We start from the raw sequence: 12,416 nt of genomic DNA on the forward strand, positions 1-12,416 counted from the left end.
CTAGGAATTCATCCATTCTGTCAGGCCCCTCAATGCTCCGGATTGCTGCCTTCATAATCGCCATGCTGGCGATGTCGGGAATTGCCGGGGCGCAGAGTTTTCCCGCCGACATTCTGAACACGCCGGTCGACGGTTCCGTTGCATCGTGGATCATCCGCACCTTCGGTCTCATCACCGTTCTATCGGTGGCACCGGGCATTCTGATTATGGTGACGAGCTTCCCGCGCTTCGTCATCGCCTTCGCGATCCTGCGGTCGGGCATGGGACTAGCAACCACGCCGTCCAACATGATCATGGTGTCGCTTGCCCTGTTCATGACCTTCTATGTGATGGCGCCGACCTTCGATCGCGCCTGGCGCGAGGGGATAGATCCGCTCCTCAAGAATGAAATCTCGGAAACCGAAGCCATGCCGCGCGTAGCAGAGCCATTCCGCGAGTTCATGCTTGCCAATACGCGCGACAAGGATCTGCAACTCTTCATCGATATCGCCAAGGAAAAGGGCCAGACCGTCGTGGTCGAAGACAAGGTCGATCTCAGGGCCGTGGTGCCGGCCTTCATGATCTCGGAGATCCGCCGCGGCTTCGAAATCGGCTTCCTGATCATGCTACCGTTCCTGGTGATCGACCTAATAGTCGCGACCATCACCATGGCGATGGGCATGATGATGCTGCCGCCGACGGCTATCTCGCTGCCGTTCAAGATCCTCTTCTTCGTGCTGATCGACGGCTGGAACCTGCTGGTCGGCAGCCTGGTGCGGTCGTTCACCTGATCTGCAGTCGGGCAGCCTTTCGACAATCCAGCAATCCAAAACTGTCGCCGCGGCATCCTGGCGGACACTGTGAGTTCTGCGAAAATGCGGCCTGATCGAAGCCAAACAGCAAGGAGGCAGTGGATCCACTGCCTCTTTCAACCTTTTCTGTGATGCGGGCGATCTATCGCTCGAAGGAACCCTCGCGCGGCGGAAGTGCGGGAACATCGATGTGATCCGGTGGCAGCTTCTGCTTGGCGCGATCCACCATCATCTCATAGCCGCGCTCCAGGTGTCGGCAGAAGCGCTCCGCGTCGAACAGCGGCATGCGGAAGCGGTTCTCCTCGAGCGTCTTCCTGTATTCGGCGATTTTCTCGCGGTTCTCATAGAGTGCGACCGCTTCGGCGACATAGGCTTCGGCGCCGGCGGTCACGAGTTCTGGAAGCCCGATCGCGTTGAGCAGGCTTTCGCTTACGCGCGAGGCGAAGTTGGTACCCTTGAAGGTCAGCACCGGCAAGCCTGCCCAGAGCTGTTCCGACGTGGTCGTGTGGCCGTTATAAGGATAGGTGTCGAGGCCGAGATCGGCCGCGGGCAGACGGTTGATATGCTCTGTATAGGCCGTCTTGCTGCACAGGATGATGCGTTTCGAAGCGATACCGCCGCTCTGGAACTTGCGCAGAATGTTGGCCTGCGCGTCCCTCTTGCACATGAGCCACAAAACGCTGTCCGGTGTTCGGCGAAGGATTTCGATCCAGAGATTGATCGTCTGCAGAGAGATCTTTCTGCTGGCGTTAAACGACGCAAAGACGAACGCGTCGTCCGGAAGGCCGAGGTCCTTTCGCGCAATGCCGTACGCGCGTGGGCGGTGATAGGGATCGTTCGGCTGATAGGTTTCCGGCAGTCGGCAGAACTTTTCGTAGTAATGATCCTGGCTTCCCTCAGGCAGCACATACGGGTCACCGATAACATAGTCGACATCGATGTTTGTCGCGGTTCCGGGAAAGCCGAGCCAGGAAACCTGAACCGGTGCAGCCTGATGGTTAAGGATCTTCAGCCGGTTGTCGAGCGTATGGCCCTTGAGGTCGACCAGGATATCGATGCCTTCTGAACGGATGACAGCCGCCGCCTCCTCATCGGACATATCGTTGATGCGGACAATTCGTCCCCAGTTGCCGCGGTTGCCGCGATCGCGGGCCAGGTTGCTCTCCTTCGTATGGCAAAAGAGCGTGACCTCGAATCTTTCCGGATCGTGTAGTTCCAATACTGCCTGAAGCAACTTCATCGTTGCATGCTGATCCCAGAAGTCCGCCGAAAGATATCCGATGCGGATCTTCTTCGCCCATTGATGCGGCATGTTGCGTCGCGCCTCGGTAATTGCGGAAGCAAAAGGTTGGCTCCTTGCGCCGGCCCATCGGTTAAGCTTTTCATCGCCGCACCACGTAACGTGATAGTAAGGGGACTCGGCAGCTAGGATCTGGTATTTCCCCGCATCCAGGGCTTTCTGGACGTCCGGATAGTACTTCTCGATCTCTACGTAGTCGTTAGCCTCGCGGGCGAAGACGAGATAGGCCGCCCGCAACACCGTGCTCTTCGGATTTTTCCGGAAGAGATTGACGACTGCATCGCGATCCTGCGCATCGTCGATATCGGCCGTCAGAAGCTTGAAGGCGAGAGACTGGTGCTGGATATTTGCGCTGGTGGAAAGCGGCGCCTTGAACAGGCCGAGAATTTCCTTCTGGTCCCGCTTCAAGAAGATGGATGCGATGATGAATGCGATGTCCGGGTCGGTCTTCGCCTTTTCGAGAAGGGGAAGACCGATGCTGAGCGCCTCGTCCTCGTTGCCGCACGCAAAGTGCAGCTTCATCGCTTCGGTCAAATAATGTTCCGAACGCGAACCCTTCTCCTCTCCGGCCAATTGATAGGCGCGCGCCGCATCGGTCTTGAAGCCAAGTTTCAAGAGGACCTTCGCCAGGAGGACGAATGTCTTGGCCTCCCGGCTGATGTTCATCAGGTGGTTAAGCTGGTTGAGCGCCTCGGTGTACTGGCCTTTCTGATATTGCCGGGAGGCGGTCGTGAAGAGGGCATGCGCGTTCAAGTGCGGCTCCGTCGCATAGGGCGGACAGCGGTCGGCGTCCTGCCGCTCCAGTCCTGATTCGATCGACATGTTTCAGGGGACATTGTCGCTGCCGGACCTTGCCTCAGGCGTGACTCCAAGATTGTTGGCTTACACCTGTCAAGGAGATGTGCTGCGACGAAAAAACTACATGAGGTCAGTCATTTAATTGTGCGTTAAGCATGATTCGAGCCATCCGGAACAGGCACCCGCATTTAATGAATTTGCAAGCATTGGTCTCGATATTCGTCTCCACATGACGGGTTTGGTTTCTTCCAAAGGATGTTTGTTGGAACCGAGAGGCATGAAGCCGGTCCGTCATCACCGGTAGTGTACGCAGTCCGGTATGTCCCCCAACCGTATTCAGTAAAAAAGGGACAACTCACATGACCAGCATCATGACGAACTCTTCGGCAATGGCCGCAATTGCGACCCTGCGCTCGATCAATTCCTCGATGGAAACGACCCAGGACCGCATTTCCTCCGGCTATCGCGTTGGTTCGGCCTCTGACAACGCCGCCTATTGGTCGATCGCGACCACGATGCGTTCGGACAACAAGGCGCTTTCGACCGTTCAGGACGCACTCGGCCTCGGCGCCGCCAAGACGGACGTTGCCTACACCGCGATGAAGTCCTCGATCGACGTCGTCGACGAAATCAAGGCAAAGCTCGTTGCTGCCTCTGAGCCGGGCGTCGACAAGGGCAAGATCCAGAAGGAAATCAAGGAACTGCAGAACCAGCTCGTCAGCATCGCGAAGTCCGCTTCGTTCTCGGGCGAAAACTGGGTCTACAACGACAACAACAATGCTGCCGGCACCAAGTCGATCGTCGGTTCGTTCAACCGCGACGCTAGCGGCAATGTCAGCCTGACCACGCTGCAGTTCGATACGACCAAGAGCTCGCTCATCGAAGTCGACTCGGCCGGTGCCTACGTCACCAATGGTTCGGGCCTGCTTTCGAGTGACCTCGAATACACCGACACGGATGGCACGACGACGGTCACCTTGAGCTACAACCTGCTCGAGATGGACATCAGCAGCATGACCACTGGTGACCTGGCCGAGGCCATCTCCGGTGTCGATGCCGCCCTGCAGACGATGACCGATGCAGCCTCCGATCTCGGTGCGCTCAATAGCCGCGTCGACATGCAGAAGGACTTCGTGGCCGATCTGATGGACTCGATCGAGAAGGGTGTCGGCAAGCTCGTCGATGCCGACATGAACGAGGAATCGACACGCCTCAAGGCCCTGCAGACGCAGCAGCAGCTCGGCATCCAGTCGCTGTCGATCGCCAACAGCAACTCGCAGAACATCCTGTCGCTGTTCCGCTAAGCAATGGGCGGGTGATTACCCGTACCTGACTTCAGCAAATCGAGGCCGCGTTTCGCAAGAACGCGGCCTTCTGCCTTTCTGGTCGATGGCTTCTCAAAAATCTGACGGAATCGGGAATTCGCTTCAGCCTTCGTTAACTATGTTGGTGTTTGCTGTGGCCATCGAGACGGCGGGTTAACCAACAAGATTAACGCGTTAGCAGGCATGAAGCTGACCGCCGTTTCCCGGTAATCCCGGAATGTCCCTTTTTCTTTCAACTGTCACCAAGGGGCACTCAGCCAATGACAAGCATCATGACGAACACCGCCGCAATGACGGCGCTCGCAACCCTGCGCTCGATCAATTCCTCGATGGAAACGACTCAGGACCGGGTCTCCTCCGGCTACCGCGTCGGTGCCGCGCAGGACAACGCCGCTTACTGGTCGATCGCGACCACGATGCGTTCGGACAACAAGGCGCTTTCGACCGTTCAGGATGCCCTCGGCCTCGGCGCCGCCAAGACCGACGTCGCCTACACCGCGATGGAATCCTCGATCGACGTCGTCGACGAAATCAAGGCGAAGCTCGTTGCTGCCTCTGAGCCGGGCGTCGACAAGGGCAAGATCCAGAAGGAAATCACCGAGCTTCAGAACCAGCTGATCAGCATCGCGAAGTCCGCTTCGTTCTCCGGCGAAAACTGGGTCTACAACGACCCGAACAATGCCGCCGGCACCAAGTCGATCGTCGGCTCGTTCAACCGCGATGCCAATGGCAATGTCAGCCTGACCACGCTGCAGTTCGACACGACCAAGAGCTCGCTCATCGAAGTCGATGCGTCTGGCGATTATGTCACCAACGGCTCTGGCCTGCTCTCGAGCGACCTCGAATACACCGACACGGACGGCACGACGACGGTCACCTTGAGCTACAACCTGCTCGAGATGGACATCACCAGCATGACTGTTGGCGATCTGGCGGAAGCCATCTCCGGCGTCGACGCAGCGCTGCTGACCATGACCGATGCCGCTTCGGACCTCGGCGCACTCAACAGCCGCGTCACCATGCAGAACGACTTCGTTGCCGATCTGATGGACTCGATCGAGAAGGGTGTCGGGCGCCTGGTCGATGCCGACATGAACGAGGAATCGACGCGCCTCAAGGCCCTGCAGACGCAACAGCAGCTCGGCATCCAGTCGCTCTCGATCGCCAACACCAACTCGCAGAACATCCTGTCGCTGTTCCGTTAATCGGAGCCGATTACAGCTTAATCGCACAAGAAAGCCGCGCTGCTCGACGAGCAGCGCGGCTTTCCGCTTTCTTGCCTGTCCAGCAGCAATACAAAGGGTTGCAGTGTCCCTGCCGCGTCCGTTAAGACGCGCGGCGCTGTATTTAGGTATTCCTCAATCTTTGTTTATTTTCGTTTATTTTTATTACTGCCTCGTAAAGCCCGTTAACTATTTGTTAACCATCAAATCGTTACATCTTCGTTAAGAGCGAGGGGCCGTCTCTCAGGGCAAATTAGAGGCGGTTCGCATGACGCTGGTCCCATCGCTGCCGGTGCACTCCGGAATGTTCTTGAAAAAATCATTCAGGGCAAACGATCTATGACCAGCATCATGACCAATGCCGCCGCGATGGCGGCGCTCCAGACATTGCGCTCGATCAACAGCAACATGGCCGAGGTGCAGAACCGGATTTCGTCCGGCTACCGCGTCCAGACCGCCGGCGACAACGCGGCCTACTGGTCGATCGCAACGACCATGCGGTCCGACAACGCGGCGCTTTCCACCGTCCAGGACGCACTTGGCCTTGGCGCCGCCAAGGTCGATACGGCCTATGCCGCGATGGAGACGTCGATCGACGTGATCAGCGAGATCAAGGCGAAGCTCGTTGCCGCGCGCGAGCCGGGCGTCGACAAGCTGAAAATTGACAAGGAAATCACCGAGCTCAAGAATCAGCTGCTTTCCGCAGCGCAGTCCGCGTCTTTCTCCGGCGAGAACTGGCTTTACAATTCCAACACCGCGGCGGTCGGGACCAAGTCGATCGTCGCGTCCTTCAACCGCAGCGGTAACGGCAATGTTTCCGTGACGACGCTCGACTTCGACACGGCTCAGTCGATGCTGATCGATTCGGCCGATGCCACGCGTGGGCTGCTGACCAACAGCTATGACGCTGATCAGTTGCAGGCGACGCCATCGGGCACGGCGCGCCTGTTTCACCTCATCGTCGCGCCCCCGGCCACGCCTGTCGCCGGCAGCACCGAGATCAAGCTCACCGCTGCGACGACGAGCGCGCAGCTGGACGACATGATCCGCGTTGTCGACAAAATGTTGAGCAAGCTCACCGATTCCGCCTCAACGCTCGGAGCGATCACCACCCGCATCGACATGCAGGAAAGCTTTGTCGCGAACCTGATGGACGTGATCGACAAAGGCGTCGGACGTCTCGTCGATGCGGACATGAACGAGGAATCGACGCGGCTCAAGGCTCTGCAGACGCAGCAGCAACTCGGCATCCAGGCCCTTTCGATCGCCAACACCAACTCCGAGAACATCCTGCGCCTCTTCCAGCAGTGAGCGCTGGTATGCCTCGCGCGACGGCGCAGCTGCCGTCGCTTTCCGTCCGCTTGCGCGAAAGCAAGCGGCGTCGCCTTCCGCCGTGCCGCCGGTCATCGGCATCGGGCGGAGACAGTTGGACCGCGCTGCTTGCCCTGGCGCGGTCCAACCATTTTCGCGCAAGTTTGACCGAATAGCCTCCCATCGCAGTCTTTTCGGACTGTCGGCCAAAATGAGTTTTGCGCCGCCGCTTGCATCGGTCTTGCCAGCTCCGCTTTCGCAAGGAGCCGTTGCACATCGAGAATGTTGGGTCCTGTCGCTGTCTCGGGCGGGGGGACCCGAGGGAGACATTGAAAACGTGTCAGGCTCTTTGGATTTCCGGGCCGTGAGGCCGCGTGCGAGGGACGGGCGGATCATGCCGACGTCCGCCGCGCGACCATCGGAGGCGTGCCGATGAGCGCCCAGCTTTCCCGGTACCTCAAGGATTTCAGCGCACCGAAGATCGAGTTGTCGAGGATGCCGCCGAAATATTTCCCGGATATCGACGCCGACTTTCCAGGCGCGGATCGTCCTAGTGCGAGGCCAGCCATGCCGGAGATCGACATCGATGCCGAGCGGCGCGATGCCTTCGCCCAAGGTCGGGCCGAAGCCAGCGCCGAACTTGTCTTCGAGCATGAAAGAGAGATCGCCGAACTTAAGGCGCGTCACGTCGAGGAAATGGAAGCGTTGGCGCAGCGCCTCGAAGAGGAAGTTGCGGGCAGGCTGGCAAGCAAGGTCGCGGAAATGACCGAGCGATTGGCCCTTGGCCTTGGTGACCAGACGGCGCGCGTACTTGCGCCCGTCATGGAAGAGGCGCTGCTGAAGCGCGCCATCGAAGATCTGGCGCGGATGGTCAGACAGGGACTTGGCGCCGGCGAGGGATGCGCGATCACGGTCAAGGGGCCGCTCACTCTTTTCGAGGCGCTGAAGCGGCATATGCCGGATGACACGATGCTTTTCCGTCATATCGAAACCAACGACATGGATCTCGCGGTCGAAATGGGTGATGCCGTACTGGTGACCAGAATGGCCGCCTGGTCCGATACCGTCCGGAAAGTTCTGGCATGAGTGACGAAAGCCATCATAACGGCAAGAACGAAATCATCATAGTCAAGCGTCCCGCGGACGGCCATGGCGATCATCATGGCGGCTCGTGGAAGATTGCCTATGCCGACTTCATGACGGCGATGATGGCCTTCTTTCTGGTGATGTGGCTGATCAACGCCGCGAACGAAGAGACGAAGGCTGCCATCGCATCCTATTTCAATCCGGTGCAACTCACCGATCAGAAGCCCTCGGAGAAGGGGCTCAAGGATCCCGCCAAGGACGCCCAGGGCGAGCAGACGCAGCAGCGGTCGAAGACCGACGGCGAGCAAGCGAAAACCGGCGGTACCGCCAAAAAAGGCGATCAGCTGACCGCGACCTCCGGCGAGGAAACGAAGTATTCCGACGCCGATTTCTTCGAGAATCCCTATTCGGTCCTTTCGGAGATCGCCAAGGAAGTCGGCCAGCAGGCCAATATCAGTGTCAAGGGCGATGGTGGCGCCGCGCGGTCAGGTCCGGCGACGGGTGCCGAGGGCGGCGAGGCCTACCGCGATCCCTTCGATCCGGACTTCTGGACCAAGCAGGTCGAGATCAAGGACGCCGGCAATACCGCGGTAGACGACGTGGCGGCCGCGACTAACCCTGCGCAGCAGGGAGCGGCCGAACAAAAGCCGGCCGCCAACGGCACGCTGCCGGCCAAGGCCGAAGGCCAAGCGGCGGCGAGCGTGGACGCGTCCAAGACGGAGGCCGCCGCAAAAGATCAGCAGAAAGAGGCAGACGCGCTCAAAGCCGAAATCCAGAAGGAACTCGGCGGAAATGCCGGGCGCCTCATCGAGGGGCTGATGGTAACCCCAGCCGAGGGCGGCCTTCTGGTGACCATCAGCGAGCAGACGGATGCGCCGATGTTCGCGGTCGGCTCCGCCGTGCCGCAGAAGGAACTCGTGCTCGCCATGGCAAAAATCGGCCGGCTGCTTGCAGCGCGCAAGGGTGCCGTCGCTATCCGCGGCCACACGGACGGACGGCCGTTCAAGGACGGAACCTATGACAACTGGCGCCTCTCGGCGGCGCGCGCGCAGAGCGCCTACTACATGCTCGTCCGCGGCGGCCTGACGGAGGACCGTGTCAGCCAGATCAGTGGCTTCGCGGATCGCCGCCTCCAGGTTCCGAGCGATCCCTACGCGCCCGGCAACCGGCGCATCGAAATCCTGTTGCAGTCGGGACAGGGTTGATCGGATGCTGAAGCGGCTGCACGCCATCCTCCTGACGTCGGTTCTGGCCTTCCCGCTTGCCGTCGGGCTTGCCCGGGCGCGAGAGGCTGAAGAGCTCGCGCCCTTCAAGATGATAAGGTCGCTGCAATATGTTCAGGATTCGGTCGTGCTCGGCGATCATTCCGCAATCGAGATGCAGCGCTTCATGCTGGGCGCGATCGACAAGCGGCTGAGGGTCGTCGAGCAATCGGCCTTCCGCGATCCGCGCAACGTCGACGCGGCGCTGGTCTATGTCATGAGCGGCGGTAACCCTGACACACTCGACTATCTGGCCGACCGCGATATCGAAGGCAATTTCGATAGCCGGATAACGGACGCGCTGCGGCAATATCTGAGCGGCAAGGGCGCGCTCACCGTCGAGACGCTTTCGAAGGCGGCGCCGGAATACAAGAACGCCCGCATCGGCCCCTATCTTTTTCTGATCCTCGGCAACGCGACCTCGCAGCAGAACCCCCTGGCTGCGATGAAATACTATGACTGGGCCCGTCTGACTGCGCCGGGCACGATCATCGAGGAGGCGGCGCTGCGCCGTTCCGTCTTTCTTGCACTGAAGGCGAACGAACCCGACAAAGGGTTTCGTTACGCTTTAAGTTATGCGCGCCGCTACCTGACGTCGCCTTACGCAAGTCAGTTCGCGGACGTGTTCGTCGAACTCGCGGTTGCACATTTCGACGAAGCCGCCGAGCAGAAGATCTCCGAAATCCTGGCCTTCATGGATCAACCGCGCCAGCGCGAGGTCTATCTTCGCGTCGCCCGGCGTGCGGCGATCGGCGGCAACCAGGCGCTCGCGCGGCTTGCCTCGCAGCGGGCCGAAGGTCTCGCCGACGGAGGCGCTTCGCAGTCGCAGGTACTCGCGAGCTTCTACGAGGGGCTCGCCGCAGTGCCCTCTGCGGACGTGTTCGCCGCCACCGAGACCATCAATGCAATCCCTGATGAAAAGCTGTCTCCGCGCGACCGTGCGCTCCGCGATGCGGCCAAGACGGTTGCGGACGCGGTGGTGCAACTGCCGCAGGATGAAAGCTTCACACAAGCGTCAGCGCCTACACAAGACGGAATCGCCGCGGTAGAGGGCCAGCTTGTGCCCGAGGAGACGGGAAGCGGGATGAGCCCGTTCGGCGAGGCGGCTGAGGCACCGGGTCAGCCGAGGGACGGTGGCCAGACCAGCGTCGGAGCGGCCCCATCTGCGGATCCGGCGTTTGAAGGGTTCGTCACCAACGGTCGCTCGAAGATCGCTGAGATCGATGCGCTCCTGAAGGAGGAAGGACTATGAGGCCTCTCGAAGAGAACTTGCGTAGCGCAGTCCCGGCAGCAACAGGCAAGGCAGGATCGCGGCAGGGCGGAAGAGAGCAGGTCGGCGACGCGCCGCGCGCTTTCGAAGACGCCGTTGCCGACGCCGGTCGTCAGAAGGCGCAGGGACAAAGCGCCGGCCCCGGCGATGCCAAGCAGTCGACAGACGGGTCGAACGGTCCGCAGCGGTCGTCCGATGAAATCAGAGCAGCAGGCGGCCGCGAAGGTCGCGCCACGACCGGGCACAACGGGTTAGGGGATAACTGGCGCGCGGGGTCGTTGCAGGATCCCGGCAACGGTGGATCGGAAGATATGATTCCGGCAGGCAACCGAGCGCCATCCGACTCCCTCTCCGTTCGCGAGCACGCCATGAAAAGGCTCCAGCGCCTGGGCCTCGCGGGGAGGGAACGCGCGTCATTGGGCAGTCATCGGGCCGCTGGGGGCGAGAAGGACACCGATGCGCTCGCGCAAAAAATTGCTGCCCTTACACATGGGCAGGTGGTGGCGGAAGGCGCGGCCTTGGCCGAGCCGCAGGCAGGCGCCGGTGAGAAGGATGCTTCCGGTTCGGCCGAGTCCCCGAAAGGAAGCGTTGACGACTTGCTGACGATGCTCGGTACGGCCGCCGCGGTAACCGCCGCTCTGCAGCAGCCGGAAGGCAAGCCGGACCGCGTATCCGGCGAGCGCGACGTTGCGGGCAATACGGTCCGAATTAAAGGCGAAGGCGTGACCGACATTGGTCCGGATGAGGGCCTGCATGGCGAGAAGGACGTGTCCGAACCCGACCACTTGTTCCGGTTTGCACGTGCCGATGGCAAGGGTCAGGCAGTGACGATGAACATTTCGAAGGACGGAGAGAAGACGGTCGTCGATAACGGCAAGCCGGCCACCATATCCAAAGTGGAAAACGTCACTGTCCTGGAGGCGCGCCGTTATCTCGGCTTGGCCATGAACACCAACACCGCGTCGGTGGCCGGTGCGATTGCGGGCGATAGCGGATGGGCGCAGTTGATGCAATCGAGCGCAGCCTTGGCGCAATCCGACCCCTCAGGCCAAGTCGGCAAGACGCTCAACACCCTCAAGATCCAGATGCATCCGATCGAGCTCGGCACCGTGACGGCGACCTTGCGGTTGAAGGACGACGAACTGCAGGTCGATCTGAAGGTCGAGTCCGGCGAGGCGTTCCGCCAGTTGCGTGACGATCAGGGTGAGATGGTGAAAGCCTTGCGCGCGCAGGGCTTCGCGGTCGACCAGGTCAATATCGTGTTCAATGCCGGCGGTGATGCTGCTTCCGGCGGCAGTGCGCAGCAGCAGGCGCAAACCGCCCCCGGTCAGCAGGGGCGCGAGCACGCCGGCGAGGGGGGCGGGCAGGGACGCCAGAGACAGGACGGTGCGCAAGCACCCATGGCGGAAAGGTGGACGGGCAATGACGGACTGGATGATGCGCCGGTTGACGCTGAGCGCAATCGTGCTGGCTACGTCTACATGTAGCGCTTGGGCAAGCGCCGGGGTCTGCGAACGCGAGATAGTTTCAGCCGCCTCGAAATACGGCATTCCGACGGGAATTCTCTATTCCGTCGGCTTGACCGAGACCGGCCGCAAGGGATCCCTCCAGCCTTACGCGATGAACATCGAGGGCCAGGCCTATTTCGGCACCAGCGTGCAAGACGTTTTGGCACGCTTCGGTACGGCCCGCGCGCAAGGGGCCAAGCTGATCGATCTCGGCTGCATGCAGATCAACTACTACTTCCACGGCGAGAATTTCCGTTCGCCGGAGGAAATGCTTGATCCGCGCAAGAATGTCGAATATGCCGCCCGCTTCCTCTCCAATCTGCGCGCCAAGCACGAGAGCTGGACGATGGCTGTCGCGCGTTATCATGCCGGTCCAAATAACGATCCGGCGCAGAAGAAATACGTTTGCCGGGTGATCGCGAATCTCGTCGCGACCGGCTACGGCAAGTGGACGCCGAACGCCACGCAGTTCTGTCAATAATCAATCTGAGGTTGTAATTTTAGAGCCGCTGCCGCATTGTGGCGACAATGCGGGCGGATTG

The 12,416-nt window shown here is 60.4% G+C and carries 10 protein-coding genes; 9 read left to right on the top strand and 1 reads right to left on the bottom strand.

Annotated elements, in window-relative coordinates; translation table 11 throughout:
- Positions 1–32: 32 nt before the first annotated feature.
- Positions 33–770: a flagellar type III secretion system pore protein FliP gene (fliP, locus tag QA637_RS01380; protein WP_153438418.1), complete on the top strand. Its 738-nt coding sequence runs from the start codon at positions 33–35 to the stop codon at positions 768–770.
- Positions 771–933: 163 nt separating this feature from the next.
- Here fliP and QA637_RS01385 read toward each other — a convergent pair whose 3' ends face one another.
- Complete coding sequence (locus QA637_RS01385; RefSeq protein WP_283063026.1) at positions 934–2,913, bottom strand: O-linked N-acetylglucosamine transferase, SPINDLY family protein; 1,980 nt, start codon at positions 2,911–2,913, stop codon at positions 934–936.
- A 335-nt stretch (positions 2,914–3,248) separates the two neighbouring features.
- Between QA637_RS01385 and QA637_RS01390 the strand changes: the two genes are divergently transcribed.
- The 8 genes from QA637_RS01390 to QA637_RS01425 all read left to right on the top strand — a co-directional run bounded on the left by QA637_RS01390 (position 3,249) and on the right by QA637_RS01425 (position 12,355).
- Positions 3,249–4,193: a flagellin N-terminal helical domain-containing protein gene (locus tag QA637_RS01390; protein ID WP_153438414.1), complete on the top strand. Its 945-nt coding sequence runs from the start codon at positions 3,249–3,251 to the stop codon at positions 4,191–4,193.
- A gap of 281 nt (positions 4,194–4,474) precedes the next feature.
- Entirely contained in the window at positions 4,475–5,419 is a 945-nt protein-coding gene (locus QA637_RS01395; protein WP_153438412.1) for a flagellin N-terminal helical domain-containing protein, read from the top strand.
- Between the two features lie 357 nt (positions 5,420–5,776).
- A complete protein-coding gene (locus tag QA637_RS01400; protein ID WP_153438411.1) occupies positions 5,777–6,748 on the top strand; it encodes a flagellin N-terminal helical domain-containing protein in 972 nt (323 codons plus the stop codon).
- 432 nt (positions 6,749–7,180) lie between these two features.
- Positions 7,181–7,834: a hypothetical protein gene (locus tag QA637_RS01405; RefSeq protein WP_153438410.1), complete on the top strand. Its 654-nt coding sequence runs from the start codon at positions 7,181–7,183 to the stop codon at positions 7,832–7,834.
- On the top strand, positions 7,831–9,039 hold the full coding sequence (locus tag QA637_RS01410; protein WP_153438408.1) for a MotB family protein: 1,209 nt from the start codon (positions 7,831–7,833) through the stop codon (positions 9,037–9,039). The genes QA637_RS01405 and QA637_RS01410 overlap by 4 nt, the downstream gene beginning before the upstream one ends.
- Before the next feature lie 4 nt (positions 9,040–9,043).
- Positions 9,044–10,348, top strand: coding sequence for a chemotaxis protein MotC (gene motC, locus QA637_RS01415; protein ID WP_153438406.1), 1,305 nt, complete (start codon positions 9,044–9,046; stop codon positions 10,346–10,348).
- A gap of 329 nt (positions 10,349–10,677) precedes the next feature.
- Entirely contained in the window at positions 10,678–11,853 is a 1,176-nt protein-coding gene (gene fliK, locus QA637_RS01420; protein WP_380784990.1) for a flagellar hook-length control protein FliK, read from the top strand.
- Positions 11,789–12,355 (top strand): transglycosylase SLT domain-containing protein, encoded by a 567-nt coding sequence (locus QA637_RS01425; protein ID WP_380784988.1) that lies wholly within the window; start codon positions 11,789–11,791, stop codon positions 12,353–12,355. The genes fliK and QA637_RS01425 overlap by 65 nt, the downstream gene beginning before the upstream one ends.
- Positions 12,356–12,416: the final 61 nt, after the last annotated feature.

It is taken from the genome of Sinorhizobium terangae, from assembly GCF_029714365.1.
Lineage (GTDB): Bacteria > Pseudomonadota > Alphaproteobacteria > Rhizobiales > Rhizobiaceae > Sinorhizobium > Sinorhizobium terangae.